Raw genomic sequence first — 24,660 nt, 5'->3', positions numbered from 1 at the left:
AAAAGGGCATTAAGCCCCTAAAAATAGCTTCCCCTTTCAGCAAATAGCTAGCCTTTGATACACAGAATTGGCTTTAAGCGCGCTACAAGTTTCGCAATCTTGGCTTGTTCGGCAGCGCGCACCACTTTGTCGACGTTTTTGTAGGCCTGGGGCGCTTCTTCAGCTACCCCCCGCAAAGAAGGACTGCGCACGATGACGCCGCGCCGTCTCAGTTGTTCGATAATCTCCTGCCCTGTCCAGGCTTTGAGGGCCTGGTTGCGACTCATCGCCCTCCCAGCGCCGTGGCAGGCTGAGGAGAGGGAAAGGGCCTCCCCTTGCGCGGTGCCGACCAGAATGTAGGAAGCCGTGCCCATGGAGCCACCGATGATGACGGGCTGACCGATAGAGCGAAAAGCTTGAGGAAGCTCTGGGTGGCCAGGCCCAAAAGCGCGCGTTGCCCCTTTGCGGTGAACGAACAGGCGGCGCTTTTTCCCCTCTATCTCGTGGGTTTCCTCCTTACAGGTGTTGTGGGAGACGTCGTAAATAAGGTCGAGTTCAGCTTTGGGGAAAAGCTCAGCGAACACCTCGCGCACCCAGTGGGTGATGATCTGGCGGTTAGCCAAAGCGCAGTTGGTTGCCGCCCGCATCGCTCCCAGGTAGCTTTGCCCCACTTTGGACTTCAAGGGCGCACAGGCCAGCTCGCGATCAGGTAGCTCTATGCCGTGTTCTTTAGCCGCCTGTTGCATCTTCTTCAAGTACTCAGTGCCGATCTGGTGACCCAAGCCACGGGAGCCGCAGTGGATAGTAATCACCACTTCCCCCGACTTAAGGCCAAAGCCTTTGGCAATCTCGGGATCGTAGATCTCGTCAACAACTTGGACTTCGAGGTAGTGGTTACCCGAACCGAGGGTTCCCATCTCGCGCCGCTGGCGCTCACGGGCGTAGGCGGAGACTTCGCTCGGCATTGCTCCGCGCATGCGGCCATGTTCTTCGATGCGCTCCAGATCCTCTTTCTTGCCGTAGCCTTGAGCAACAGCCCATTCTGCTCCGCCTTCGAGCATAGCTTCCATCTCTTTGTCGCTCAAGGAGATCTTGCTGCGGCTGCCGAGCCCTACCGGTACGCTCGCGTACAGGGCATTGGCTAGGGGCTCTGCCATCTCCTCCACTTCCTCGCGCTTTAGCCCGGTTCGCAAGGTTCTCACGCCGCAGGAGATGTCAAATCCCACGCCGCCGGCGGAAATCACCCCCCCTTCTTCCGCATCAAAGGCCGCCACCCCACCGATGGGAAAGCCATAACCCCAGTGGGCGTCTGGCATCACGTAGCAGGCTCCAACGATCCCTGGCAAGGTGGTCACGTTGCTAGCCTGCTCGGCCACTTTGTCGTCCATTTCCCGGATTAACTCCTCGTCGGCAAAGATCAAGACCGGGACACGCATTCTGCCTTTTGGAGGAATGCGCCAGACCGTCTCATCCACACGCTCGAGTTTCTTGATATCCATAGGTTGCCTCCCCTTACACGTCCACCACGCACTGGGCCACCCAAAGCTCACCCTCTCGGGCTACCTTGAGTTCCGTGTAAGTTGCCCCCTTAACTTCTACCGCCGGTCGGTGTCTGGCAGGGTCAACTCTTTCCCCCCACAGGCTGGCCTTGAGATGCTCTTTTGCCAGGTGCACTTCGACTTTTCCAAAGAGCATGCCTCTGACGGCCATCTCGTAGATCACTGCGTTCAGGAAATCCACCAACAACAGTTCCAGATCGCCTGCATTTCCTAGCTCGATCTCTAGGTGTTCTCTGGGAGCTACTTCATCCACGCTAGTGACCACCGCAGTCAGGGCCAAAGCTGCCTGGGCAAAGGCTTCCTCCGGCGTTGCCCCATAGCCGCGCACACCAATGTCGGCCATGTGTTCAAAGTGCTCCCATCTTGCCCGCACCACGGCAGTCCCCCTGCTCTCATTCTCAGGCCAAAGCCAGAGGCCACCTGGATAGATTAAAGTTTCTCTCTAGAAACTGGAGGAGGAAAGAAGGCGTAGCTCAAAGGTGAGGATGTTAGCAGCCAAAATCTCCAGGGCTCCTCCCTCAATGAGCTCGCGGGTGAGGCCGCTTCCAGATCCACTTTGCTGGAGTAACTCACGGCTGCGGCGCATGGTCTCTTGGCGCTGGGGATTGTCGACAACCACCTGCCGCTGGTTGGAGAGACTAAGGCGATAGTAGTTGGGCAGTTCGCCGCGGGTGGCATCAATGGCCAGATTGGTCTCTTCAGGAGCAACGCGAAAAGGAGCGCGGGCAGTGAGCAAAGCCACCTGGATATCCTGGTTTTGCCCGTCCAGACCTTGGAGCTCCGAAAGGTCAATCCGGAACCTAAGGGTGTCGCGATCCCGGTTAACGCGCTCCACCCGCACCTGGTTAAAGCCAACGGCAAACTCTCGCTCCTGCTCACCAAAGCGCTGGATGGTAGCTTGCAAAACGGACTCCTCGTTGAGGGGGGTAACCCGAATCAGGTAGTCCCAGTCACGCACAAAGGTGTACTCGTTGGGCCCGACCCGGACATTGGGATCTACCAGGTTGGCAGTGGGACCAGGGCTACCGGCTCGGCTAAGGGCCACCATGTACCAGTAGTTAGGGCTAATGGGCAGGCCCAGGGTCATGCGCACTTCCAACAAAAGCCGTGCCCAGCTAGCCCCAGCCGTGAGGGCCACAAGGGCTGCTGCTCCAAGGCCGCTCCACAGCCACCGCTGAGGACGCAAAAACCAAGCTACGCCTCCACTCCTCATCAAGCAGTTCCTCTGGCCTCAAGGCCGAGGGCTCCTACCCCTGATATCCTAGCCTCACAGAACTTCCTCTTGCTATGCGAGCCTGGATCCCTATTCGATGGAGCCTATCCCTAGGAGTTAGCCAACTCTTGCGGCACTTCTGTCTCTTGAGTCCTTCCTTGCGCCTGGTTTTGCCGGCGTGCCTGGACAACTGCCACCGTAAGCAGATGGGAGAGCAAGCCCACTGGCCCGGCAAACAAGCACAGCAGCAGGGAATGGGTTGTCCAAACCCGCTTTTCCCACCCCTCCAAGAAGATCCATCGTCCCACAAACAAATCCATGACGATGTAGTGAACCCACCCCGTCGCCATCACCGAGGGCTGGCTGAATAGAGCTGTTAGATTGCTCAGAGATAGCTGGGGATTGAAAAACTCCCTAAGAGTCGCTGTGCTAAACCCGCCAGCCAGAAGGTAGAGATAGACTGCTGCCAAAAGGGCAATGGGCAAGAGCGATTCCATCACCCTGCGGGTTACTTTCCAACCCGGCAACAGGATCATCAAGGCCCAAAAAGGCAGCGCAAACCAGTTGGCTGCGTTAAAGACTATCTCCAGCATGCTTGGAACCCCCAGCATTACCTATCCATTATCGGCCCAGCAGCCCTGGCAATAGAGCTGACAGCAAGGCTACTGTTGCTGGCGGCAGCAATGCGGGAAATCCGGGATCCGCTATCGCCCATGGCCCAGAGATTGCTGATGCTTTTGGCTGTGGAGGTAGGTTGAGCTGGGCCGATGCCGGATTCTCCTGCCTCCGCGTCGGGGGATCTCAGCAACTCCCTGGGTTCCTCAACCCGCTGGGCTGCCATGACCTTGGGGGCAGCAGCTTCCCAAGTAGGCTTGGGGGTAGCCTCCGCAGCAGGGGCCTTCTGGGGAGAAGGCTGCTGAACCGGCACTTTGCCAAGCAGATCTGGCGGCATCTTGGATGGGGCAGAGGGAAGTTGACCCGCAACCTTTCCCCACAGAACTTTGAGGAGTTGCCACATATGGCTTAGCTTCCAGCGCAACTCATAAGTCCAGGCTGGTGCTATCCTGCCATGCCTTGCTCTCAGAGTCTATCTCTCCGCCAAGGGCTGACAAGATAAACTCATAACGAGTATGATGAAGAAGCCGAACTGAGAAGAGACCCACCATGGTGGAGATTCGCGAGATTCCCCTGGCTCAGATTCGCCGTCCGCTGCCGCGGCAGACGGATCCGGTGAAGGTGCAGGCGCTGATGGCTTCCATCCAGGAAATAGGCCTGCAGGAGCCAATTGAGGTTTTAGAGGTGGAGGGAAAGTACTACAGCTTCTCGGGCTGCCACCGCTACGAGGCCTTTGTCCGCCTGGGCAGGGATCGGATCCCATGTCGAGTGCGTAGGGCCACGCCTGCTGTTTTAAGACTTCATTTGGCCTGAGGGAGGGATCCTTTTGTTGCCTCCTTCCTCTCGAGAAACGTAGCCCTGCTCATAGGCAAAGCGCACCAGCTGGGAGCGGTTTTCCAGAGAAAGCTTGCTGAGAATATTGGTCAAGTGGGTCTGGACAGTGCGCGGGCTAATGCATAGCCTTTCGCCAATCTGCTTGTTGGTGTAGCCCTGGATAACCTCCCGGAACACCCGCTCTTCGGCGGGGGTTAGGTTGAGCTCCTCCAAGCGGGGGCGAGGGGCAACATCAGCCTTAGCGGAGTTCTGCTGCCAGATGAGACGGAGGATCTCCAATTGCGTGCGGCGGGATCGTTCAATCTGCGCCTCAATCTTGGCCACTAATTCCAGGGGCTCAAAGGGCTTGATGATGTAGTCGTCGGCTCCCCACTCATACCCCTGAATGCGGTCGCCTAGTTCGCCACGGGAAGAGAGAAAGATAAAGGGAACAAGCTCGCCGCCTCGCTGTTGGCGTAGCTGCCGGCAGAACTCGAAACCATTCATTTCCGGCATCACCACATCTGACACCACCACATCCGGCTGCTCTTCAGCAAACAGGCGCAATCCTTCTCTGCCGGAAGTGGCTGTGCGAACCCGATAGCCATGCTGGCTGAGATGGCGGCTCAGAACCTTGAGGGAAATGGGATCGTCATCTACGACTAGGACGCGCTTCATGATGACCTGAGGGGGAGCCGAAGACTGGCAGCCAAGCTGGAGATCCCTAGCCCATGATAATAGCTGCGGCGGCTCAAGGCAGTTCTTAAGCCCCCATTCCCGAGTAGCGCTGCAGACCCTTCCACCAGAGCCAACGGTTGACCAGCCAAAATAGCCCCAGCCAGGCCATGCCCATGGCAAAGCCGCGCAGGATGTCCTGGGGGAGCCCTACCCAGAGACTGGCGGGAAAATGCACCAAGTAGGGAAAGGGCGTCCAGCCTAAGACCTGGCGCACCGCTGGCGGAAACACTTCTAAGGGGGCGATCACCCCCGAGAGGAACAAGTACACCAAAAAGTGAAATTGCTCCAGGGCTGATATCCTCTCTACCCAAAAGGCCAGCAGCGCCAGCGTGTACTGCATAAGAAAACGCAGGGCAAAAGCCAAGAGAATAGCCAAGGATCCCAGCGCCACTTGTTGCCAAGAGGGGATCCAAAAAGCGCGGGGATAGAGTAGGAAAAAGAGGGCAATTAAAGCCACAGTAAAGGGGAGGCGGGCGAGGCGTTCCATCAGGTGGCTGGCCACGTGGTGCCAGGCGGGATCCAGAGGCTGTAGTAGGCGGGGAGACAACTTGCCCTCGACCACCTCCTGCTCAAAGTCCCAGATGACCCAGATGATGCTAAACTGGCGCACCAGGAACACCGCTAGGAAATAGCGGATGAACTCCAGGGAAGAGAGCGAGAAGTTCCCTGCGCGGGCAGCCTCGCTCCAGAGCCCCATCATGATCAGAGGCAGAGATCCAGCCAGCGCCCACAAAAGGAGTTCCGCCCGGTACTCCAGCATATAGGCGTAGTAGGCGGAGCAGAGGGCAGCCAGTTTGCGCAAAAAAGCCTTCATGAAGACCCTGCTGGCAAGGGATCTAGTGGACGCAAGGCAGGCAAGAAGTTGGCAAGAGTAACTACCGCTCCGACAACCACAATGGCCGGGGGCAACACCGGCGGCGGCTGCACAACCAGACTGTCCAAACGCAGCAGGTGAACCTCCTGCTCTGGGGTGGTACCCCAGCGGATCAAGGCCACCGGCGTATCGGGAGCTTTCCCCCCAGCCAACAGTTCAGCGGCAATATGGCCGAGGTTGTGGATCCCCATGTAGATCACCAGCGTTTCCACCGCTCCTGCCAAGGCGCGCCAGTTGACTCGGGGGCGGTATTTCCCTGCCGCCTCATGGCCGGTAACAAAGGCAACTGAGGAGCTGAACTCCCGATGGGTGAGAGGGATCCCGGCATAGGCGCTGGCGGCAATGCCTGCAGTAACCCCGGGCACCACTTCCACGGGGATCCCCGCCTGGACTAGGGCCAGCATCTCCTCGCCCCCCCGGCCGAAGATGAAGGGATCCCCGCCCTTGAGCCGCACCACTACAGCTCGTGTCTGCGCTTTTTCAATCAGCAGGGCCGTGATCTGCTCCTGGGGCAAGGTGTGAGCCCCCCGCTGTTTGCCAGCATAGATGCGCTCTGCTGTGGGGGGGATCAGATCCAGGATGGGAGATCCCACCAGGGCATCGTAGATGACTACATCCGCATGGGCAAGCAGGGTCTTGCCCTTAACGGTCAGCAAGCCCGGATCTCCGGGCCCTGCCCCCACCAGATACACTTTGCCCATCTTGTCTCCCAACAGCCTCTTGGAAAGATCCATCTTGCTTAAGCAAGACGGCTTTGACCAGCCCATCTAGCGAGAACAGGCCGTCCGCACCGTCTCAACAATGGCCTGCAGCAGTTGAGGATCGCGCCAGAGGGGTGGCTCCAGCTCAAGCTGCAACAAGGGCCACTGCCGCCGCAACCGCTGAACCTGGTCTTGTAAGGAGCGCAGCAAGCTGCCCGGGAAGAGGAAAAAGGGCAGCACCCGCAGGCGGTACTGGCTAAGGCGCAAGCAGTGAACGACGGTGGTCTCTAGCGTAGGAGGCTGGGCGGCAAAAGCCAGGTGAATCGGGATCCCAAGCAGGTGCTGTTTTAAAGCTTGGATCTCAGCTTGCAGCTGGGCGGCAAACTCGGGCAGACGGCTGCCATGGCCGAACAGGATCCAGGCGTGGATCAACTCCCCCAACTGCTGCGCCGCTGCTACGCGCGCTGCCACCAGATCAAGCAGGGCTGGATGCTGGCCAATCGGCGGTGTCAACAGCAGCTTTAGGCAGGGCCAGCGAGCCCGAAGCTCCTCCAGCACCGCTGGCAGATCCTCCTCCACATGGGCTCCCCTCCCCATGAAGAGCGATACCAACACCACTGGGTTGTCGCACCTGGGCAGCCGAGCCGCCAAGTACCTGTGAATCTGCTCCGCCAGGCCCAGGGACTTGCCTTCCAACTGAACCAGCTCCACCACTTGAGGAGCTAGCTGCTGCCGCACCCTCGCCAGCAACTCCGCTGCCGCCTGCTGGTATTCCGGATCCCGGCTGCCGTGACAGACCAAAAACACCAGGGGAGGTGAAGACATGACAGAGCTTAGGGATCCAGACGCACTTGTTCCATTTTGCTCCCTACTGGCAAGGTTTCGCGCCAGATCTGGACGTATGATTTGAGATAATGTACACGCCCCTTTTCTAGACTCGCCGGCCCTTTCCCAGGGTTTCATGTCATTTGAGAACCGCTCCACTGCCCCCGAACTGCTGATCCACGTTTTGCGGGAGGGCTTGACCGAATCTACCCATTATTGCCAAGCCGTGGTGGCCGATAGCCGCGGGCGCTCCCTGGCCGTAGCCGGCAAAAGCACCACACCCGTCTTTGCCCGCTCTGCCCTCAAGCCCTTTCAGGCGCTGGCCATGCTCTCCACGGGCATCCGCGAGCGCTATCGGCTTGGCGAGAAAGACATCGCCATCATGTGCGCCTCCCATCAGGGCACTACGGCCCATGCGCGGCAAGTGTTCAGCATGCTCTGGCGCGCTGATCTTTCCCCCGAGCTGCTGGTCTGCCCCACCCCACCCGGCAAGCCCAGCCCACTGTGCCACAACTGCTCCGGCAAGCACGCTGGCATGCTGCTAGCAAGCCGCGCCCAGAACTGGACTTTGCAGGACTACGCCCAGCGGCAACACCCCGTTCAGGCTCTGGTGCGGGCTAAGTTGGCCGACTTGTTGCAAATGCCCTCGGAAGAGTTTTTATTTGCCCGCGATGACTGCGGCGTGCCCACCTACCAGTTGCAACTTAACCAGCTAGCTTACCTGTATGCTCAACTAACTGCAGGAGAGCGGCCTGAGCTGGAAGCCATTGTCCGCGCCATGACCCACTGTCCGGAAATGGTGGCGGGCGAGGGATGTTTCGACACCGAGTTGATGCGAGCTGCCCAAGGCGAGCTGGTCAGCAAGTCCGGCGCCGAGGGGATCCAGTGCATTGGACGCGTCGGAGAGGGGATGGGCCTGGCCATCAAGGTCCAGGATGGGGCAGCGCGGGCCAAATATGCCTTGGCTTTGCACCTGCTGCAGCGTATGGGCTGGATTCAGCCTGCTGCTGCCGAAATGTTAGGGGAGCGCTTCCTCTCCATTGGCCCTTACACCCGCCTTGAGGTGGAAGGGGAACTGCGTATGCCCTGAGCCCTCAGCGCTGGAAAGGGTTTTGGAAGGGATTCGAGATGGAGCTCTGCCCCTTGTTGCGGTACTTGGGGTTGATGGTCAGGGTGCCAGCTCCCAGGCCTCGCTGCGCCAAAAACTCCAGGTTGCGGAGGCGCATGGTGGTGTCGTAGTCAGTTTTAACGCGATCTTCTAGAATAGCCACCTGCTGCAGCGCACTTAGCAAAATGGAAGCTGCCTGTTCGGAGGTGTAGCCATTCTGGGAGGCATAGCGCACGGCAAACTCGTCGGCTGCCACCTGGGCCTTCTGGCCTTTCTCCGCTTTGCGCAGAAGGAACACTGCTGACGCCGCCAAACCAGAGGCCAGAGCCACGCCAAGGTTGTCCCCCATCTGCAGCTCCACCAGGATGCCCATCGTGCCTGCTCCAATGAGAGCAGGATACAGCAATAGCGCCGACCAGTTGTCTCCCAAGGCCAGCTCGGTGGCCATCACGGCTTCCCGCAAAAAGTAGATCTTCTGTTGATCAGGGCTCAGCTTCTGCCAACGGCTAAGGTCGATGGCAAAGCGGGTGTACTTCTGCCAGGGGAAGCGCCAGAGCGGCTGCACAACCCGAGACTGGTCAGGGGCTCCAATCTCGATCTGCACCTCAGGTCGGATCTCCACCGGGAGAAACTGGATCAGGCGATCGAACTCAGAAATGGTGTACATACCGGCGCGGTAGAGCTGCAGTTGGAGATGGAGATCACTACCTACCTATGGTAAAGGATTCTGGTCTTCTCTGGGGGCTAGCTCCCAAAAAGCCTAGAGCCAAGGGGCTACGCGAACTGGGACTGTTGCCCTGCTACCGGTAATTGACAAACTGCAGTGCCACCGGGTAATCCTGCTGCTTGAGCATTTGAATTACCGCCTGCAGCTCATCTTTGTCTTTGCCGAAAACCCGCACCAGATCTCCCTGAATCGAAGGCTGCACCTTCTTGAAGTTGTCGCGGATTTGCTTGGCAATCTGCTTGGCCAACGCCGGGTCAATGCCTCTTTTGAGGCGAACTACCTGACGCACCCGGTTGCCAGCGGCACTTTCCGGAGCTTGAAAGTCGAAGATCTTCAGGGAGAGGCCCCGCTTAGCTGCTTTGGCTAGGAGAAGATCCCGAATGGAGTTGAGAGCCATCTCGCTGGCGGTGGTGATGGTCAGGGATCCCTCCTCCAGCTTAATTTCCGTCTGGGTATCCTTGAGGTCGTAGCGCTGCTTAACCTCCCGCTGAACCTGGTCTAGCGCATTCACCAACTCCTGCCGGTTGAAGTCGCTGACAATATCAAACGAGTGGGTGGAGGCCATAGCCCTTCTCTTCACTGGCGTTCCGTAGTTTAAGCCTATCAAGGGCTTCGCAGGTGCGGGAGAGGCTACAACAGAGGAAGGGAGACTCCCGCTCCTCCTCGAGTTAGCAAAGCAGCAGGATGGGCGACGTTGTTTTAATTACAGGCGCTTCCGAGGGTATCGGCAGGGCAACTGCCTTTACCTTTGCCCGCGGTGGCTACCGCCTGGCACTGGCTGCCCGCACGGCCGAAACCCTGAAGCAAACAGCTATCGAGCTGGAGCAAAAGCTCAATGCGGAAGTATTGGCTGTCCCTACCGATGTGACGCAGCCGGATCAGGTGCAAAAGCTGGTCGAGGCTACCCTGGAGCGCTATGGTCGCATCGACTGCCTGATCAACAACGCCGGCATCTGTCTGAGTGGCCCTTTCCTGCAGACGACGTTGGAACACTGGCAGGCGCTGATGGCAGTTAACTTCTGGGGCTATTTGCACACCATCCGGGCAGTGCTCCCCGACATGCTGAAGCGTAAAAGAGGCCAGATTGTCAACGTCGGCTCTATAGGTGGCAAAATGCCCCTGCCTCAGATGGCTGCCTATTGTGCCAGCAAGTATGCAGTTAGCGGGCTGACGGAGGCGCTGCGTCTAGAGCTGCAACCCCACGGCATCCAGGTCATCGGTGTCCATCCGGGCCTGGTCAACAGCAACTTTCTCAAGCGGGCCATTTTTCTCGAGGAGCCGGGAGAGGACAACTTGACCCACCCAAGCAGGGCACGGCAGCGAATGCAGCAGGCCCTGGAGAGCTTTTGGGTTAGCCAGCCCGAAGAGGTGGCCGCAGCCATCTGGGAGGCTGTCTGCCACTCCAAGTCAGAAGTGGTCGTCGGCATGGCCCAGTGGGCAGTAGCAGCCTACACTCTCTTTCCTGGCTGGGTTGGTCCGTTGCTGCAAAGTTTGCCCGACTGATCCTAGGCTCAACTTCGCCAGTTCAGAGGCGGGTATTATAGGCATGGTAGGCCCTGCCAGTTGCAGCGGAAGGATCCTGAGGATCTATGGTAGACCCCGTGCCTTCTCCTCCAAGTGCTCAGCAGCATCTTCTCATCGTGGAAGACCGAGATGGACGCCGCACGCAGGTGCTGACGGCTGCAAAGTACTTTATCGGTCGCGACCTGGCCAACGATATCTGTCTCAACTCTCAGTACGCCTCCCGCCACCATGCCATGCTGTTGCGCATCCCTGCTGAACGGGAGGGAGAATACTCCTATCGCATACTGGACGGGGATCTGGAGGGCCGGCCCAGCACCAACGGCCTGTTGATCAACGGCCAGAAAGTCTCTACCCACCAGCTTAAGTCGGGAGATGTCATCAGCTTTGGTCCAGACGCCAAGGCTACCTACATCGTCAAGAACCCCTAGCTTGACCTTTATTGGGTTTGCCTTCTTCTTGAGGGTTTTCCTCTAGTCCTCGTTCGCGACAGCGGTGCGGAGTTGCCGGACAATTCGCTACCTTGTGGCACAATGTGCAATTTCGCCAACGCACCTTCTGCCTTGACGTGGACTAGCTAAGCTAGTAAGCTGGCAGGTGCCTTTTTTCTAGGCATTTTGCCTGGGCTAAAGTTGGCTCCGTCTCTAGCCTGTGGGCTCTATCCAGGGCAAGGAGCAACCACTGTCAGCTCGACGGGAGGTGAGGGCTGTGGAGATCCCTCTGGCGGCGCGGTAGGCGTTGAGCCTGCTACCAGTCATGGATCATGGGAGTGTTTGTTAGCGTTTCGTAGGTCTCTCAGAGCGGATGAGTTGGCAGTCACAGAGGGGTCGGCGCTCCTACCAGGTTGTCCCCGTGGGCGGGATTGCCTTAGGCTTGGCTCTGCTGCTGCTGGGATGTGCCGCTGGGGGATCCTCATCCTTGGAAGCCCAGGGGACGGCAGCTGTTGCCAACGCTGCCCCCGCTAAAGGAGAGCCCCAGCACCTGCCCGTGGAAGCAGAAGTAACCCTTGCCGGTCGGCGCTTTGAGCTGGAGGTGGCTCGCACCCCTGAGCAACAGCGGCTGGGCCTGATGTTCCGTACCGATTTGCCGCCCAATCGCGGCATGTGGTTCCCCTTCGACCCACCCCAGCCGGCTGCCTTCTGGATGTTCAACACACCGCTGAACCTGGACATTATCTTTCTCCACCAAGGCCGGGTGGTGTACATCGCCGCCAATGTGCCCGGCTGTCCCGCCCTGCCCTGCCCTGCCTATGGGCCTCCCCCCAGCCAGCTAGTGGACAGCGTGCTGGAGTTCCGTGGCGGGACGGCAGCGGCCTTGGGCTTGCAAGTTGGAGATACGGTTGAGATCCGCGAGCTCTCGCCCAGAACCCCTTGAGGATCCCGTCTGCCGTCTTGATTGCGATTGGGATGGCCTCTTTGCGATGATTCTTCCTAGGGGTCGCTGATGCAAAGAGGCGACGGCGAGCTCAGGATGGTTCGGCTACTGCCAGCAAAGCCCTATGGAGGTTAGCAGCGTAGCCCAGTGGCTGGGGGTCGGGGCTGTGGCCCTGGCTTGTGTGCTTTGGGCCGAGATTGTGCGGGATGTGCGCCATTGGCTAGCTCACCAGTGGCCCTGGCTGATGCCCAAACACACCCTGCACCACCGCCTGTTTCGCCCCGATCTCAGCGTGGTAGACCCAAAGTTATACCGGGAATCCCAGTGGCACCACGACGTCCCAGAAGCGGCGACGATGCTTCTGGCTGGGATCCCCTGGGTGGTGCTGTTGGGACAGGGATCCTGGCTGTACGGCCTGGCAGCGGCGGTGGGAGTGGTCTACTCGGCCAGTTTCTTAGCTGCTGGCCTGCTGCGGGGCTGCGGGCTAGCTCTGCAAACGGATATTACCCACCAGCCAGGGCCTTTCCCTGCTCCTCCCAGCCAGTGGCATGTCAACCGCGCCTACCACTGGCGGCACCACTTCGACGACACCAACGCCTACTTCTGCGGCACCCTAACCTTGCTGGATCGGATCATGGGCAGCAGTCTCTCCTTTAAAGGCAAGCGCGTGGCCATCACTGGCGCCTCTGGCACCCTGGGCCGGGCCCTCTTGAAGCACTTTTCCCGCCATGGGGCCCAAGTCATCGCCCTCAGCTCCCATGCGGATTCGGTTTCCATTGAAGTGGACGGACAACTCCAGCCGGTGCCGACTGTTCGCTGGCAGGTGGGGCAGGAGGGATCCCTGGCCGAGCTCCTGGAGGAGGTCGATATCCTGGTCATCAACCACGGCCTAAACGTCCATAGGCAACGGGATCCCGAATCGGTTCGCCAGTCCTATGCCGTCAACACCTTCTCGGCATGGCGCCTGATGGAGCTATTTTTCCAGACGGTGCGCAGCAATCGGGAAATGGCCACCAAAGAGGTCTGGGTGAACACCTCCGAAGCCGAGGCCAGCCCTGCTTTTAGCCCCCTCTACGAGCTCTCCAAACGGGCCCTGGGCAACCTGGTGACCCTGCGCCGTCTCGATGCTCCCTGCGTGGTGCGCAAGCTTATCCTTGGCCCTTTCAAGAGCCAGCTCAACCCGATTGGAGTTATGTCGGGGGATTGGGTGGCCGCCCAAATCCTGGCCCAGGCCAAACGCGACTGCCGCAACATCATCGTCACTATCAATCCCCTCACCTACCTACTTTTCCCGCTGAAAGAGTTGGCCGTCAGCACCTATTTCCGGCTCTTCAGCCGCCGCTCTTCTCCACTAGCCGTCCCCGATCCCAGCGCTGGGATCCCAATCTAGGGAGTTGGGCAAGTCCTAGCCAGCTTATGGCATTGGGCGCAAAGGTGGAGTAAGACAAAAGCAGGTTCTTTGGCGTCAGCAGGATGGGATCCCTTCGGGGAGCGAAAATGCCCTTTTGGAGAATTCAGCAGCTCGCTCTCCAAATGAACGTTGGGTGTGAGGAGTAGGAGTGAGCGATGAAAATTGCGCAACAGTGGGCGCGCGCAGTGCTTTGCCTAGTGGGTGGCGCCTGGATGCCGGGGCTTTTGTCCGGTTGTGCCATCCCCATAGCCGCTGCAGGGGTCGCCGAGGTTCAGGTGCGCCTGGTACATGTGGCCCCCAATACCCCTCCCCTTGACTTGGAAGTGGGGGGCGTCAAGGTAGCGCGCAGTGTAGCCTATGGCTTGGTGAGCGAGTATACCCGCTTGCCGACAGGAGAGTACGACATCCTGTTGCTTGCAACGCCCGAGACGTCCTCGGCTTCTCAGGTGGTGGCCAAAACGGTGGCCAACTTTAGAGGTGGGGGAGTGTTCTCAGTGGTGGCCGCTGACGAGCCCAATCGCGTGACGGCCTTGGTACTAGAAGACAATATTAACCCCCTGTTCGATCAGGCCCTGGTGCGGTTTGTCCACGCTGCCCCCGACGCGCCCCCTCTGCAATGGCAAGGGGAGCGGGGACGAGTGCTGATACCCCAGTTGGCCTTTGGGCAGGCTTCTACCTTTCAGGTGATGCGCCCCGGCTTTACCCAAGTCCAGGTGTTCACCGTCGCTCCCAGGATCCCCCTGCAACGCTTTGACCTGCAATTGGAGGCAGGCAAAGTCTATACCCTTTATGTGGCAGGGTTGCTGCGTAGCAATCCAAGCTTGAGTGGGGTGCTAGCGGAAGAAACGCGGGCTCGTCGCCTTCTCTAGGCGTCTTCCTCCTACACTTCGGGAAGTAACAGTGGATACCCTATTCCGGGTGGAGGTGCTCAGCCAAACCCCAGATCCCGAGCGGGTGATCTGGCTGGCGATGCACCAGGACTACAGTGCGGAGTACGTTACGGCTGCCAGTCGCGTCCCGGCCAATTACGGTGAGGCGGTGGTGCGGCACCTATTGGAGGGTGACCGTGGGCATTATGGGCCTTTGGAGCATCCGCAGATTACGTTTGCTGTGGGGTATTTTCCGCACTTAGTGGTGCAGCAGGCGCGCACGCACCGTATTGGGGTGTCGTTCGATGTGCAGTCGTTTCGGTACACTGGGAAGCAGCTTCTGGAACTGGGATCCGATCCCAGCCCTGACCAACTGGAGCAGGTGTTCTATGTCCCCGCCAACATCAAGGAGGGGCAGGCCAAGACCCGCGAGGGAGTTTGCCCCATCTCCCCAGAGGCGCTAGGCATTGTGCTAGAGCAATACCGCAGCCAAGTGGCCGCCTACCGCCGCTTGGTAACCGAGTGCGGTGTACCACCTGAGGATGCTCGCTGCGTTTTAGGCTACGGCATTCGGCAGCACTTCGTGGTGAGTTTTAACTGCCGTAGTTTGATGCATTTTTTGGATCTACGTGCCAAGGCAGATGCGCAGCGTGAAATTCGGGAGTTGTGCGACCTGATTTGGCCCCACTTTGAAGCGTGGTGCCCGCACATTGCGGCGTGGTACCGCAAGCACCGCTGGGGCAAGGCTAGGCTATCTCCTTAGAAATTGGATGAGAACGCCCTACAAAGCCTAGAGTCAAGGCTTAGAATTCCCTGAGCTTTAACCTCGCCTTTTGGATAGGGGTTTATGGATCCCAAAGCTTATGAACAAATGGCGAGCCTAGAAGATCGGCATTGGTGGTTTCTGGGCCGTCGCCGCATTCTCCGCCAGGTTATTGCAAGGATCCCTCTTCCTCCCGCAGCTTGTATTTTGGAAGTCGGCTGTGGCAGCGGTGGCAACCTGGAAATGTTGTCTCAATTTGGCCAGGTCTTCGCAGTGGAAAGAAGCGAGATAGCATTGCCTATTGCCCGGGCCCGTGGAATTGGAGTTGTGGCCGAAGGGGAATTGCCACATCGGATCCCTTTTGGTTCTCAACAATTTGATTTGATTGCTCTGCTGGATGTCCTAGAGCATTTGGAGGAAGACAAAGCGGCTCTGGAAGCCCTTACCAAGAGGCTAAAGCCCCCTGGCTACATGGTGATTACGGTACCGGCCTACCCCTGGCTATGGAGTACCCACGACGAACTCAATCACCACAAGAGACGCTACACGCCGGAACAACTTCGCTCCCTACTTAAAAGCGTCGGCTTGGAAACTTATATCTTTACCTTTTTCAACAGCTTTCTCTTTCCATTGGCAGCAGGGATCCGCCTAGCCCAAAAGAGCCTACGCCTCAGGGAGAGCCAGGATCTGAAGATGCCCTTGCCCTGGGTCAACTGGCTTTTAGCTGAGATCTTTGCTGCAGAAGCCTATTTGATCCCCAAGTTCCCCCTGCCCTTTGGCCTGTCTCTGTTGGCAGTAGCTAGTCCTAGGAAAGATGCGTTGGCCTAGTCTCCCAACTCGGGATCCGGCCGTACCCGCACTGCCATCTGGCGCAGCAGCCGCAGCGAGCTTTCCGGCCCATCGATCATCTGCTGCTCGTTGATCCAGTAGGTGGCAATGCCCAGGTCCTCAAGGAAGCGGATGTAAGGATCCGGCGGCGGCCCGTCAAAAACGGCGGCTTTTTGGACGGAAAAGCCCTGCTCTAGCCAAGGCGTGAGGGCAAAACGCTCGTAGTAGAGCAACTGCCCCACCACCTCCTGCATGACCTCTGCTGCATCTTTGTGGTGTAGCAATTTCACCTCGGCCAAAAGCAGCTGCCCGTCTGCAACCGCTAAGAAGTCAAAGGTGTGCTGGTCTTCGCGCACTTCCAAGCCAGCCAGACGGAACCAGCGGCGAAACTGGTGCAAGATTTCGTTGTGGCGCTCGCTGCGCTCCAACTGACGCCGGCGGCGGCGCTCTGCCATCAGCGGGTCTATTCCGGCAGAGGAAGGGATACCACTGCTGCAAAACTGGGGCGGCTCGTCGGGATCTAAAACCACCCTACCCCCTGCAGGTTGGTGCAAGAGGGGTGGCATAGAGGGCAACAGCTCGACGGCTCCCCACTCCACCTCCGGCTGCGCAGCCAGGGCAAGCAGAGGGCGGTTGAGAGGGTGTTCCGGGTGGGTGTCAAACAACAGCTTGAGTTGGGAGTGGCTAAACTGAAAATCTAAACGAAACTGTTCCACAGAAAGGCGATCCCGCCCCTTTTGCAGAGTCTCCTGGCCAAAGTAGAGCATCACCAGAAGAGGATAGATGGGTAGAGGGCGATGGGGTGGGATAAGCATGGCCCACATCGCGTCAGTCCAGTGGGGAAGCAGGATCTCGGCCTGTCTGCCCTTGCCCACCACCTGCAGCATTTTGGGGTGGCCGGGCTGCCAACCACAGGGATGGTCGTCGAAGCCACAGGTTTGCCGCCCTTGGTCCACGCTTAGGGGGTAGCGCCCGTCGTAGAGGCGAAAGGGACACAGATCCCGGTCTGCTGCTAAAAAACGCTCGTCCTGCCACAAGTGGGCGGCCAGGGCATGACAACCAATGCCTTCCTGGCTGTTGCAGGCTTTGAGCCAGCGGCGTTCGACCAATTTGCCCCCCACTTTGCTTGGCGCCAGAGGCCGAACAAGGCCATTTTCCCCTTGGTTAAACAGCGGCCACACCAGGGGCTCCCCTGTCTCTGGCAGCGTAGGTAAGAGAGGGTGGGCTTTGGTGTAAAACGGGTCACAAATGCGCTGGGCCACCTGCTCCAGGGGCAGGCCATGGGGAGATCCCACCGGCGGCAAAAGGGATCCCGATCCGGCCTGAGCGCGGTGATACTGGATGGCCAGGGCCACCTCCAGCCCTATGGGACGCAGTTCCGGCGTGAGCTGCCGGTAGCGCTGCAGCAGCCGGGAAGCCTGCACAAACAGGTCGTAGCGCCGAACGGGAACTGCCTCAGCCATAGGGTTGCAGGAAAAACTCCCCACTGCCTTGGGCAAGAGCTGGCACAGACAAGCACCATGGCCTCAAGAAATGAGACCTTGGCAACTGTCTCTGCAGACCCTGACCTTGCCGAGGATATCGGGCCGACACCCATTCCCCTTGGCGTCAGGTCAGTAGTCAGTGTAGTGGAGAAACCCAGGCGCGAGAAGATGTTGCTACCTGGCGGCAGGTTGTGGGAAAAATGCGCAGCAGGCCCTAGCGTCGCGGCCACCAAGGAAACCAAGGAAGCCGCCAAGGAAACCAAGGAAAGGGAAAGGGGCGCTCTGTCTCTGCGTCGCGGTCGTACTCCGTAGGTCGGCCTGTATCCCGCTGAATCACCAAGCTGCCCACATAGTCGGCCTCTCGATAGACGCGGGCAATTTGATGGTGAATTTGGGCCATGTCTTCAGCAGAGACCACACCATTGTCGGTGGCTTTGTAGAACTGGATCGTGACCCGAATGGGAAAGCGGGGATCTCGCTCGATGTCCAGGTTGTTGATCTCGGTGAAGGGGCCTTCCACCGGCCCATGTCCGATGACGGCGGCTTCTACATTGCTGAGGCCGGCCAGGCCGGCTGCGGGTCCGAAACTGACAGAGATATCCTCAACTTCCCTTCGCGGCGGCTGCCGCTGCTGGAGAGGTACTTGGATCACCATCACCAGGTTCAGGGCTTCTTCTGCTACTTCCGCCGAATGGGGATCTCTGGGGGTTGGGTTGGCGGCTTGCTCGGCCCGAAAATCGCTGAGGCGCTGCCCGGTGAGGCTGGCCCGTTCACCGTTCTGATTGAAGAAAAGGCGCTGGCCCCAAATAGCCCCGCCCACCCTATCTTCGGTGCGGTTCTCGATCACCGTAATGCTGGTGCCCTCGCGGGTGGCCAAGATTGCCAGCACGGCTGGGTTACCGGGATAGGATTGGTAGTTGAACAACACCGGGTTGAATTGGGCAGAGCCCCCGGCAGGGATAGGCAAAAAGGCAGCTTGGGCGCTCACCAACACATGGCTATCCCGTGGAGCCAGCAGGGAGTTCCGGTTGCCGGCCCAAGAGCCGGGATCATGTAAGTAGCGGCGCAGATTCCCCAGCAGCTCTCGCAACGACACGGGTTGCAGGGGTTTTCCTTTTTCGTTGCCCACCAGCACCTGTAGGCTGTCGAGGGGCAGGTCGGCAGACAGATCGGCAAAGTTGGGGTAGCGGATCACCGGCATCAAGCTCAGCTCGTAGTGACCCGTTCTGGGGTTGAGCTGTTGTACCTGGATGGTCATGTCGCTGATGTTGGGGCCAAGGGCAGATCCCTTGTGGCGTCCGGTATCTTCCCAGGTGATGTTGACGATATCCAGCCCATACTGCTTTGCCAAGGCTCGCGCTTGCGGATCCCAGGTCATGGAGATCGTCCGGTCGATGACCTGCCTGTAAGCCAAGTATTCCGCCCACTCTGAAGGAGTGGGGGAAGAAAGGGACTGGTGGAGCGGAAAATCCATAGGGGTTGCCTGCGAGGTGGACACCATCAGTGTAGGGACGAGGGCTGCTCCGGCCAGGGAAATGCCCACCCAGCTCAGTGAACTCAGCAGCCAGGGGATGGGGGCGCGCATAGCAATACTCCTGAGGATTGGAAATTGGGGGACTATACCCTGACAATAGCTCCCAAAAGGGGAGAGGACGTGGCGGTTTCACTTTTGGCAACCCCATGCTTTTGCCGGGATCCCAAGCCACCTGGGCTACCATGATAGAAATTGTAGCGCTCCTGCCAACTTTCCCAGATCATGGCCAATCTTCAACGGGATCCTGAGGTCAACTTGTCGGCTGCTTCGGCTCTTGCCCAAAACCCCCAGCCGGCAATCCCCTCCTTGCCGTTGCACGTCATGTTTCGCTTGGGCCTATTTCAGATGGGCTTGGGGATGATGTCGCTGCTGACGCTGGGGGTGCTCAACCGGGTCATGATCGACCCCAATCTCTTGGCCATCCCGGCCACGGTAGCAGGGGGATCCCTGGCCATGCACCAGTTGGTGTCTCCGGCCCGCGTCTGGTTTGGGCAACTTTCCGATGCCAAGCCTTTGTTTGGGACGCACCGCAGCGGCTATGTGCGCCTGGGATCGGTGCTCTTTGCCCTGTGCATCTTTTTGGCGGTGCAGGTGGTGTGGGGTTTGGGGCAGAGCTTTGCTAGAAGTGGCTGGTCGCTGGCCACCTATGGCTGGATTGCTCTGGCCGCCTTCATGTTTGCTCTTTACGGGCTTTGCCTCAGTGCCTGCTCCACGCCCTTTGCGGCGCTGCTGGTGGACGTTTCCGATGAGCACAACCGCTCCCAGTTGGTGGGGATCGTTTGGTCGATGCTGATGTTGGGCATTGCCGGGGGAGCGATTGGCTCGGCGGTGCTGCTGCGCGGCCTGGATCTAGAGAATCTCCAGAGTACGATTAACCGCCTCTTTATCGTCATTCCTGCCGTGGTGATCCTGCTGGGGGTCATTGCTACCTGGGGGGTAGAAAAGCGCTATTCCCGCTATGGATCCCGTTCCACCTTGGCCGGGCGGGAGGATCAGATTACCCTGGGCACGGCCCTCAAGGTGCTCACCGCCAGCCGCCAAACTCTGATCTTCTTCAGCTTTTTGACCCTGATGACCATGGGCCTGTTCATCCAACAGCCGGTTCTCGAGCCCTATGGCGGCGAGGTGTTTGGCATGACGGTAGCCCAGAGCACCCAGCTCAACGCCTTTTGGAGTATAGGCGTCTTGGTAGGGATTGTGGTGACTGGCTTTCTCATCGTGCCTAGGCTGGGCAAGCAGACGACTGCCCGCTTGGGCTGCCTGCTGGTGGCCCTTTCTTTTGGGCTGACCATTGCCGCAGGGTTTACAGGCAAGCCGCAGCTGCTGCAGCTATGTATGATCCTGTTCGGCTTAGCCTCAGGGATCACCACCAACGGCGCCATTAGCCTAATGTTGGATTTGACAGCAGCAGAAACCGCCGGCACCTTCATCGGCGCGTGGGGCTTGGCCCAGGCGATGTCGCAGGCGCTTTCTACCCTCATTGGCGGCGCTTTGCTCGATCTGGGGCGGCTACTTTTCCCCACTTCCTCGGTGCTGGCCTATGCCACTGTCTTTGGAGTGGAGGCAGGGGTGATGTTGCTGGCAGTGTATCTGCTGGGCCGGGTGAGCGTAGCGGAGTTTCGGGAAAACACCAGCCGCGCTCTCACCAAAGTGCTAGCGCTTGAGTTAGAGGGCTAACGCCGTGGCACCGGCTCGTAGTGCGGGCAACCCTGGCAGGGCCCACTGGGGTTAACGGCGCAGCGCAACAGGGGCGAGCGGGCATTGAAGCGACAGGAGGGATCCCCCAAAAACTGGCCTGCTTCAGGGGGTGGGCTCACTGGGCGAATGAGGGCGCGGATGCCACAGAGGTGATATTTGCCCTGCCGCAACTGGTAGGAGTGGCGCTTTTCTAAAACCAGGTAGTGCTGCTCGGCTAGTTGAACGTAGGTGCCCGGATGGGGGCTGGTTTCCCAGGGGCATTCGTCTACCACCTCTCCCGAATCGGCATCGATCCACTGAATGGGCAAGGTTGGGTTGACAGAAGCCATAGGGCACAGCGGCAGCCAGCCTGGAGAACAGCTCGGCAAACGAAGGGATGGACGCAGGCTGGCTTGTACTACCAGCTTTACTCAGTGTAGTGGATTTCCCGGGGTGGCTGGACGGCTCAGGTGAGAGAAGGAGGCAGCTAGAATACGTGGGCGAGAAAGGATCCCGGCAGAGCATGGGCAAAGTAGTGGTTATCGGGGCGGGGCTGGCCGGCTTAACCTGCGCCAAGGTGCTGAGTCAGGCGGGGTGGAGGGATGTCCTAGTCTTGGAAAAAAGCGACGGCCCCGGGGGCCGAGTGCGCACCGACGAGGTGGAGGGCTTTCGCCTGGATCGCGGCTTTCAGGTGCTGTTTACGGCCTACCCTCAGGTGCGGCGGCACCTGGATCTGATCAGACTTAACCCCTGCCCCTACCGTCCGGGAGCTATCCTGGCCCGATCCGGTCGCTGCTGGCTGTTAGGGGATCCGCTGCGGGATCCAGCCAGCCTCGTCTCTTCCCTATTCAACCCCCTGGCTAGCTTTGGGGACAAGCTCAAGGTGCTGCAGTTGCGAGCGGAGCTGGCGCAGCGCACGCCGGAGCAGGTCTTCCAGGAAGGGCTGGGGGGATCCGATGGCTCGGTGCGAGAGTTCCTAGAGGGGTACGGGTTCTCCGCCAAGATCTGCCAGCACTTCTTCTACCCCTTTTTCCGCGGCATTCTTCTGGATCCAGAGCTGGCCAGCAGTGCCCGTCTCTTGGCCTTCTATTTCAAGATGATGGCCGAGGGAGCCATTGTCACCCCAGCGCTGGGCATGGGAGAACTTGCCCGCCAACTGGCCAGCCACCTCTCCCCAGAGCAGATCCGCTACCAAACCCCGGTGGAGCGCATCCTGGTGGAGGAAGGAAGAGTGCGCGGGATCCGCACCGCCGGCGGAGAGGAGATCCCTGCCGAGTGGGTAGTCTGCGCCACCGAGGCCCCTCAGGCGCGGTCCTGGCAAGCCGAGCTCTGTCCCCACGCCGCTATGCCCATCCCCACCCAGGGACGGTCGGTTACCTGCCTCTACTTCTGCGCTCCCTTTTCTCTGGCCCGCAGCGCCTACTTGTACCTCAACGCCAGCGGCCAAGGCTGGATCAACCACTGGGTTCAGCTCACCCGCATCAGCCCGGCACTGGCTCCTCCTGGCCAACACCTCTATTCGGTGACCGTATTGGGGGATCCCCCCTTGAGCGACGAGGAGCTGGCCCAAACCTGTCGGGCCGAGCTGCAGGTCTATTTTCCCAAAGCCCCCTTGAAACAGTTGCGCCTGCTGCGGGTGTATCGCATCCCTTTTGCCCAGTTTTTGCAGCCGCCTAGCTTCCAGCAGCATTTGGTTCCCACCCATAGCGGCCTGCCAGGCCTTCTCTGGGCTGGAGAGTACACTCACCAGAGCAGCATCGAGGGATCCCTGCGCAGCGGCGAACAGGCAGCGGCCTGGATCCTGCAAAAATCGGCCTTGTAGACTTTCTTAACTCTACTCCCGGAACCAAAGCTGGGATCCTGTGGTATGAAGGGGGTGGACTTAATCGCCCACAGGGATCCCTCCGCCATGCAGAACGCCACCCTTAGCCCAATCCCGCTCCTGCAGCGGTCGTTTGAGTTGGTAGGTCCCATCTACTGGCCGCTGCTGATCCTGGCCTCTCCAAACTTTATTCTGGCCATCGTCCCGGAGCTGACCCCACTTCTCGGGGGGATCCTCCAACTGACCTATGGCATTGTTGTTGCACCGATCCTAGGCGGAGCAGCCTTGTGGCTGGTGGATCAGCGCCTGAAGCGGCAAGCTCCCCTGCTGGGCAACAGCCTCGACCGAGCTGTCTCGAAGGCAGTGCCTCTAGTTCTGGGCACCCTCTTAGCAGCACTCCTCTCTTCCCTTGCCTCCATCTTTCTGATCATCCCAGGCATTTATGTAGGGGTTAAGCTGGCCCTCACACCTTGTGCCATTGCTCTAGAAAATCAAGGAACTACAGGAGGGCTGCGCTACAGTTGGAATCTCGTCAAAGGTCGTTGGTGGGGCGTGTTTTGGGCCCTTCTGGTCCTGGGCTTGATTCTTGTTTTTGCGGGTGGATTGATAGTTGGATTTGTCGCAGTTGTGGCTGATGTTGGCGACTTTGGGGTGAGCATGGTTGCGGCTGCCGCTGCCACAGCCGTTGTGCCCATCTTCTGGGTCTATGTGGTTCTCCTGTTCCGATCCCTGCAGCAGTTGAAGGGGCAGGCGGCCTAGCTTTGCCCCGCCGCTCAAGCCGGGGGCTTTTCGTAACCCTGGAGCTTACAAGGGCAGCCCCTGTGAGCAGACGTTCAATCCGCCATTTAGCGGAGCCCAGAGCAGGAGCTCTTGTCGAGAATAGACAAAGACCTCCCCCGGGAGCACCTCTGCTATGAGCGAAGCTAGGGCAACCGCCATCCAGCAGATCATCCAAGCAGCTATGAGGACTGGTCTGCTTACCGCTGCTCAAGAACACGAGCTGAACCTGAGGCTATTTCAAGATGGCTGTTCCGAGGCGGATTTCTTCCTGCTGCGTCGCCTGCACTCCTGCTTGCGCCAGGGATCCATCCGTCAAGTGCCAAGCTTGCTCAACCCAGTAGCCAGGGGTTGCTTTGGCGCCCCTCTAGTGACCGACAAAGTCGAGGAGGCTCAGCTCCAACCTTGCGAGCTGAGTCGAGCGCACAACCCTAAAGTTAGCTAGGGGAAGGCCCAGGGTGCATTAGAGTTGGAATCCGAGTGATAATAACTCCAGCAATGTGCCCTAGTGGGATCCTCGGCAATGGAAGCTTTTTTCGAGTTTCTCTGGTCTGCCTCGGCTATTTTGCTGGTGATCCTGGTGCTGTTGCACAGCCCCAAGGGAGATGGTCTGGCGAGCATTAGCGGGCAAGCCCAGTTGTTTGCCAGCCCCAAGAGTGCTGAGCAAAATCTGAACCGCCTCACCTGGACGGTGGCTACCCTTTTTCTCTCCATCAGTGTGGTGCTGGGAGCAGGCTGGCTCTCCACAGGCGCAGGGCAATAAATAGCGTGGCAGTCATCTACTTGCACGGCTTTGGCTCGGGGCCGCAATCAGCCAAGGCTGCCTTTTTCCGCCAGCGGCTGCAGCGGCTTGGGATCCCTCTGGAGGTGCCGGATCTCAACCAAGGCAACTTTACCCAGCTCAATCTCTCTCGCCAGATCCGGCAAGTTTCTGAACAGTTGGCTGCCATGGGGCATCCTCCTGTTACCCTGATTGGCTCTAGCCTGGGAGGTGTAGTGGCTGCCTGGGTAGCTGAGCAGCAGTCTTGCGTGGAACGGCTGGTGTTGCTGGCACCGGCCTTTGGCTTCTTGCAACATTGGCTGCCGCGGCTAGGGGCTGAAGCCGTGGAAGCTTGGCAACGCAGCGGGCAAATGCTGGTCTTTCACCACCAAGAAGGGCGGCCGCTGCCCTTGGCCTATGACTTTGTTACCGATGCCCAGCGCTACCCCGAGGAGGCACTGCGCCGGCCTGTGCCCACCCTGATTGTGCATGGGACCCGCGACGAAGTCATCCCCATCCAAGCCAGCCGCAACTACGTCGCCCATCGCCCCTGGGCGCAACTGGTAGCTGTGGAGAGTGACCATGCCCTCACCGATGTTCTAGAAACCCTCTGGGAGGTGGTCAGCCGCTTCTGTGGCTGGTCCCAGTTGCCTTCGGAAACGCCCTCCTAGCCTATCTGCCGTTTTGG

Annotated in this window: 29 protein-coding genes; 15 read left to right on the top strand and 14 right to left on the bottom strand. The window is 59.2% G+C overall.

What is annotated here, in order from left to right; genetic code table 11:
* Nucleotides 1-47: 47 nt before the first annotated feature.
* The 5 genes from NW806_RS03895 to NW806_RS03875 form a co-directional block, all read right to left on the bottom strand.
* Entirely contained in the window at nt 48-1,478 is a 1,431-nt protein-coding gene (locus NW806_RS03895) for an RtcB family protein (RefSeq protein ID WP_414410097.1), read from the bottom strand.
* 13 nt (nt 1,479-1,491) lie between these two features.
* Complete coding sequence (locus NW806_RS03890; RefSeq protein WP_414405098.1) at nt 1,492-1,914, bottom strand: archease; 423 nt, start codon at nt 1,912-1,914, stop codon at nt 1,492-1,494.
* 66 nt (nt 1,915-1,980) lie between these two features.
* On the bottom strand, nt 1,981-2,751 hold the full coding sequence (locus tag NW806_RS03885) for a hypothetical protein (RefSeq protein ID WP_414410096.1): 771 nt from the start codon (nt 2,749-2,751) through the stop codon (nt 1,981-1,983).
* A 110-nt stretch (nt 2,752-2,861) separates the two neighbouring features.
* Nucleotides 2,862-3,362 (bottom strand): ABA4-like family protein, encoded by a 501-nt coding sequence (locus NW806_RS03880; RefSeq protein ID WP_414410095.1) that lies wholly within the window; start codon nt 3,360-3,362, stop codon nt 2,862-2,864.
* Nucleotides 3,362-3,703 (bottom strand): hypothetical protein, encoded by a 342-nt coding sequence (locus NW806_RS03875; RefSeq protein WP_414410094.1) that lies wholly within the window; start codon nt 3,701-3,703, stop codon nt 3,362-3,364. Before NW806_RS03875 ends, NW806_RS03880 begins: the two co-directional genes overlap by 1 nt.
* 212 nt (nt 3,704-3,915) lie before the next feature.
* Here NW806_RS03875 and NW806_RS03870 point away from each other — a divergent pair, with 212 nt between their 5' ends.
* The gene (locus NW806_RS03870; protein ID WP_414410093.1) at nt 3,916-4,179 is read left to right on the top strand and encodes a sulfiredoxin; all 264 of its coding nucleotides are present in this window, start codon (nt 3,916-3,918) and stop codon (nt 4,177-4,179) included.
* Here NW806_RS03870 and NW806_RS03865 read toward each other — a convergent pair.
* The 4 genes from NW806_RS03865 to NW806_RS03850 all read right to left on the bottom strand — a co-directional run bounded on the left by NW806_RS03865 (nt 4,159) and on the right by NW806_RS03850 (nt 7,317).
* Nucleotides 4,159-4,857 (bottom strand): response regulator transcription factor, encoded by a 699-nt coding sequence (locus NW806_RS03865; RefSeq protein WP_414410092.1) that lies wholly within the window; start codon nt 4,855-4,857, stop codon nt 4,159-4,161. The genes NW806_RS03870 and NW806_RS03865 overlap by 21 nt on opposite strands.
* Nucleotides 4,858-4,942: 85 nt before the next feature.
* On the bottom strand, nt 4,943-5,731 hold the full coding sequence (locus tag NW806_RS03860; RefSeq protein ID WP_414410091.1) for an ABC transporter permease: 789 nt from the start codon (nt 5,729-5,731) through the stop codon (nt 4,943-4,945).
* On the bottom strand, nt 5,728-6,492 hold the full coding sequence (gene cobA / locus NW806_RS03855; RefSeq protein ID WP_414410090.1) for a uroporphyrinogen-III C-methyltransferase: 765 nt from the start codon (nt 6,490-6,492) through the stop codon (nt 5,728-5,730). The genes NW806_RS03860 and cobA overlap by 4 nt, the downstream gene beginning before the upstream one ends.
* 66 nt (nt 6,493-6,558) lie before the next feature.
* Nucleotides 6,559-7,317, bottom strand: a complete 759-nt coding sequence (locus NW806_RS03850) for a sirohydrochlorin chelatase (protein WP_414410089.1) — start codon at nt 7,315-7,317, stop codon at nt 6,559-6,561.
* A 136-nt stretch (nt 7,318-7,453) separates the two neighbouring features.
* Between NW806_RS03850 and NW806_RS03845 the strand changes: the two genes are divergently transcribed.
* On the top strand, nt 7,454-8,407 hold the full coding sequence (locus NW806_RS03845) for an asparaginase (protein ID WP_414395391.1): 954 nt from the start codon (nt 7,454-7,456) through the stop codon (nt 8,405-8,407).
* A 4-nt stretch (nt 8,408-8,411) separates the two neighbouring features.
* On the opposite strand, the gene NW806_RS03840 is transcribed toward NW806_RS03845, so the two are convergent.
* On the bottom strand, nt 8,412-9,092 hold the full coding sequence (locus NW806_RS03840) for a DUF3318 domain-containing protein (RefSeq protein ID WP_414410088.1): 681 nt from the start codon (nt 9,090-9,092) through the stop codon (nt 8,412-8,414).
* 133 nt (nt 9,093-9,225) lie between these two features.
* Nucleotides 9,226-9,717: a YajQ family cyclic di-GMP-binding protein gene (locus NW806_RS03835; RefSeq protein ID WP_414395400.1), complete on the bottom strand. Its 492-nt coding sequence runs from the start codon at nt 9,715-9,717 to the stop codon at nt 9,226-9,228.
* Between the two features lie 119 nt (nt 9,718-9,836).
* On the opposite strand from NW806_RS03835, the gene NW806_RS03830 reads away from it, so the two are divergent.
* The 7 genes from NW806_RS03830 to NW806_RS03800 all read left to right on the top strand — a co-directional run bounded on the left by NW806_RS03830 (nt 9,837) and on the right by NW806_RS03800 (nt 15,918).
* The gene (locus NW806_RS03830; RefSeq protein ID WP_414410087.1) at nt 9,837-10,655 is read left to right on the top strand and encodes an SDR family oxidoreductase; all 819 of its coding nucleotides are present in this window, start codon (nt 9,837-9,839) and stop codon (nt 10,653-10,655) included.
* An 86-nt stretch (nt 10,656-10,741) separates the two neighbouring features.
* Nucleotides 10,742-11,104 carry an FHA domain-containing protein gene (locus NW806_RS03825; RefSeq protein ID WP_414410086.1) on the top strand — a complete coding sequence of 121 codons (363 nt, stop codon included), beginning with the start codon at nt 10,742-10,744 and terminating at the stop codon, nt 11,102-11,104.
* 373 nt (nt 11,105-11,477) lie between these two features.
* Nucleotides 11,478-12,047: a DUF192 domain-containing protein gene (locus NW806_RS03820; RefSeq protein ID WP_414410085.1), complete on the top strand. Its 570-nt coding sequence runs from the start codon at nt 11,478-11,480 to the stop codon at nt 12,045-12,047.
* A 124-nt stretch (nt 12,048-12,171) separates the two neighbouring features.
* A complete protein-coding gene (locus NW806_RS03815; protein ID WP_414410084.1) occupies nt 12,172-13,437 on the top strand; it encodes a bifunctional sterol desaturase/short chain dehydrogenase in 1,266 nt (421 codons plus the stop codon).
* A gap of 176 nt (nt 13,438-13,613) precedes the next feature.
* The gene (locus tag NW806_RS03810) at nt 13,614-14,327 is read left to right on the top strand and encodes a DUF4397 domain-containing protein (protein ID WP_414410083.1); all 714 of its coding nucleotides are present in this window, start codon (nt 13,614-13,616) and stop codon (nt 14,325-14,327) included.
* Nucleotides 14,328-14,358: 31 nt separating this feature from the next.
* Nucleotides 14,359-15,090, top strand: a complete 732-nt coding sequence (gene thyX, locus NW806_RS03805; RefSeq protein WP_414395414.1) for an FAD-dependent thymidylate synthase — start codon at nt 14,359-14,361, stop codon at nt 15,088-15,090.
* Between the two features lie 108 nt (nt 15,091-15,198).
* On the top strand, nt 15,199-15,918 hold the full coding sequence (locus NW806_RS03800; RefSeq protein WP_414410082.1) for a class I SAM-dependent methyltransferase: 720 nt from the start codon (nt 15,199-15,201) through the stop codon (nt 15,916-15,918).
* On the opposite strand, the gene NW806_RS03795 is transcribed toward NW806_RS03800, so the two are convergent.
* Both NW806_RS03795 and NW806_RS03790 read right to left on the bottom strand, forming a co-directional pair.
* On the bottom strand, nt 15,915-17,381 hold the full coding sequence (locus tag NW806_RS03795) for a hypothetical protein (RefSeq protein ID WP_414410081.1): 1,467 nt from the start codon (nt 17,379-17,381) through the stop codon (nt 15,915-15,917). The two genes, NW806_RS03800 and NW806_RS03795, sit on opposite strands and share 4 nt — an antisense overlap.
* A gap of 235 nt (nt 17,382-17,616) precedes the next feature.
* Nucleotides 17,617-18,987 (bottom strand): hypothetical protein, encoded by a 1,371-nt coding sequence (locus NW806_RS03790; RefSeq protein ID WP_414410080.1) that lies wholly within the window; start codon nt 18,985-18,987, stop codon nt 17,617-17,619.
* A gap of 171 nt (nt 18,988-19,158) precedes the next feature.
* On the opposite strand from NW806_RS03790, the gene NW806_RS03785 reads away from it, so the two are divergent.
* On the top strand, nt 19,159-20,613 hold the full coding sequence (locus NW806_RS03785) for a BCD family MFS transporter (protein ID WP_414410079.1): 1,455 nt from the start codon (nt 19,159-19,161) through the stop codon (nt 20,611-20,613).
* Here NW806_RS03785 and NW806_RS03780 read toward each other — a convergent pair.
* On the bottom strand, nt 20,610-20,963 hold the full coding sequence (locus NW806_RS03780) for a DUF6464 family protein (RefSeq protein WP_414395426.1): 354 nt from the start codon (nt 20,961-20,963) through the stop codon (nt 20,610-20,612). The two genes, NW806_RS03785 and NW806_RS03780, sit on opposite strands and share 4 nt — an antisense overlap.
* 146 nt (nt 20,964-21,109) lie before the next feature.
* Here NW806_RS03780 and NW806_RS03775 point away from each other — a divergent pair, with 146 nt between their 5' ends.
* The 5 genes from NW806_RS03775 (at nt 21,110) to NW806_RS03755 (ending at nt 24,643) form a co-directional block, all read left to right on the top strand.
* A complete protein-coding gene (locus NW806_RS03775) occupies nt 21,110-22,435 on the top strand; it encodes an FAD-dependent oxidoreductase (RefSeq protein ID WP_414410078.1) in 1,326 nt (441 codons plus the stop codon).
* Between the two features lie 45 nt (nt 22,436-22,480).
* Entirely contained in the window at nt 22,481-23,194 is a 714-nt protein-coding gene (locus NW806_RS03770) for a hypothetical protein (protein ID WP_414410077.1), read from the top strand.
* Nucleotides 23,195-23,348: 154 nt separating this feature from the next.
* On the top strand, nt 23,349-23,657 hold the full coding sequence (locus tag NW806_RS03765; protein WP_414410076.1) for a hypothetical protein: 309 nt from the start codon (nt 23,349-23,351) through the stop codon (nt 23,655-23,657).
* A gap of 78 nt (nt 23,658-23,735) precedes the next feature.
* Complete coding sequence (gene secG, locus NW806_RS03760; protein WP_414410075.1) at nt 23,736-23,975, top strand: preprotein translocase subunit SecG; 240 nt, start codon at nt 23,736-23,738, stop codon at nt 23,973-23,975.
* A 5-nt stretch (nt 23,976-23,980) separates the two neighbouring features.
* The gene (locus NW806_RS03755; RefSeq protein ID WP_414410074.1) at nt 23,981-24,643 is read left to right on the top strand and encodes a YqiA/YcfP family alpha/beta fold hydrolase; all 663 of its coding nucleotides are present in this window, start codon (nt 23,981-23,983) and stop codon (nt 24,641-24,643) included.
* Nucleotides 24,644-24,660: the final 17 nt, after the last annotated feature.

It is taken from the genome of Synechococcus sp. W65.1 (genome assembly GCF_047461615.1).
Classification (GTDB): domain Bacteria; phylum Cyanobacteriota; class Cyanobacteriia; order Thermostichales; family Thermostichaceae; genus Thermostichus.
Note: the sequence above shows the minus strand (reverse complement) of the source record. Positions and strands in the feature narration are given on the sequence as shown.

Bases quoted from the DNA above. Each gene is read 5' to 3' on its own strand.
- NW806_RS03895 (WP_414410097.1), bottom strand. From the start codon at position 1,478: ATGGATATCAAGAAACTCGAGCGTGTGGATGAGACGGTCTGGCGCATT.
- NW806_RS03885 (WP_414410096.1), bottom strand. From the start codon at position 2,751: ATGAGGAGTGGAGGCGTAGCTTGGTTTTTGCGTCCTCAGCGGTGGCTG.
- NW806_RS03880 (WP_414410095.1), bottom strand. From the start codon at position 3,362: ATGCTGGGGGTTCCAAGCATGCTGGAGATAGTCTTTAACGCAGCCAAC.
- NW806_RS03875 (WP_414410094.1), bottom strand. From the start codon at position 3,703: ATGCCGCCAGATCTGCTTGGCAAAGTGCCGGTTCAGCAGCCTTCTCCC.
- NW806_RS03870 (WP_414410093.1), top strand. From the start codon at position 3,916: ATGGTGGAGATTCGCGAGATTCCCCTGGCTCAGATTCGCCGTCCGCTG.
- NW806_RS03865 (WP_414410092.1), bottom strand. From the start codon at position 4,857: ATGAAGCGCGTCCTAGTCGTAGATGACGATCCCATTTCCCTCAAGGTT.
- NW806_RS03860 (WP_414410091.1), bottom strand. From the start codon at position 5,731: ATGAAGGCTTTTTTGCGCAAACTGGCTGCCCTCTGCTCCGCCTACTAC.
- cobA (WP_414410090.1), bottom strand. From the start codon at position 6,492: ATGGGCAAAGTGTATCTGGTGGGGGCAGGGCCCGGAGATCCGGGCTTG.
- NW806_RS03850 (WP_414410089.1), bottom strand. From the start codon at position 7,317: ATGTCTTCACCTCCCCTGGTGTTTTTGGTCTGTCACGGCAGCCGGGAT.
- NW806_RS03845 (WP_414395391.1), top strand. From the start codon at position 7,454: ATGTCATTTGAGAACCGCTCCACTGCCCCCGAACTGCTGATCCACGTT.
- NW806_RS03840 (WP_414410088.1), bottom strand. From the start codon at position 9,092: ATGTACACCATTTCTGAGTTCGATCGCCTGATCCAGTTTCTCCCGGTG.
- NW806_RS03835 (WP_414395400.1), bottom strand. From the start codon at position 9,717: ATGGCCTCCACCCACTCGTTTGATATTGTCAGCGACTTCAACCGGCAG.
- NW806_RS03830 (WP_414410087.1), top strand. From the start codon at position 9,837: ATGGGCGACGTTGTTTTAATTACAGGCGCTTCCGAGGGTATCGGCAGG.
- NW806_RS03825 (WP_414410086.1), top strand. From the start codon at position 10,742: ATGGTAGACCCCGTGCCTTCTCCTCCAAGTGCTCAGCAGCATCTTCTC.
- NW806_RS03820 (WP_414410085.1), top strand. From the start codon at position 11,478: ATGAGTTGGCAGTCACAGAGGGGTCGGCGCTCCTACCAGGTTGTCCCC.
- NW806_RS03815 (WP_414410084.1), top strand. From the start codon at position 12,172: ATGGAGGTTAGCAGCGTAGCCCAGTGGCTGGGGGTCGGGGCTGTGGCC.
- NW806_RS03810 (WP_414410083.1), top strand. From the start codon at position 13,614: ATGAAAATTGCGCAACAGTGGGCGCGCGCAGTGCTTTGCCTAGTGGGT.
- NW806_RS03800 (WP_414410082.1), top strand. From the start codon at position 15,199: ATGGCGAGCCTAGAAGATCGGCATTGGTGGTTTCTGGGCCGTCGCCGC.
- NW806_RS03795 (WP_414410081.1), bottom strand. From the start codon at position 17,381: ATGGCTGAGGCAGTTCCCGTTCGGCGCTACGACCTGTTTGTGCAGGCT.
- NW806_RS03790 (WP_414410080.1), bottom strand. From the start codon at position 18,987: ATGCGCGCCCCCATCCCCTGGCTGCTGAGTTCACTGAGCTGGGTGGGC.
- NW806_RS03785 (WP_414410079.1), top strand. From the start codon at position 19,159: ATGGCCAATCTTCAACGGGATCCTGAGGTCAACTTGTCGGCTGCTTCG.
- NW806_RS03780 (WP_414395426.1), bottom strand. From the start codon at position 20,963: ATGGCTTCTGTCAACCCAACCTTGCCCATTCAGTGGATCGATGCCGAT.
- NW806_RS03770 (WP_414410077.1), top strand. From the start codon at position 22,481: ATGAAGGGGGTGGACTTAATCGCCCACAGGGATCCCTCCGCCATGCAG.
- NW806_RS03765 (WP_414410076.1), top strand. From the start codon at position 23,349: ATGAGCGAAGCTAGGGCAACCGCCATCCAGCAGATCATCCAAGCAGCT.
- secG (WP_414410075.1), top strand. From the start codon at position 23,736: ATGGAAGCTTTTTTCGAGTTTCTCTGGTCTGCCTCGGCTATTTTGCTG.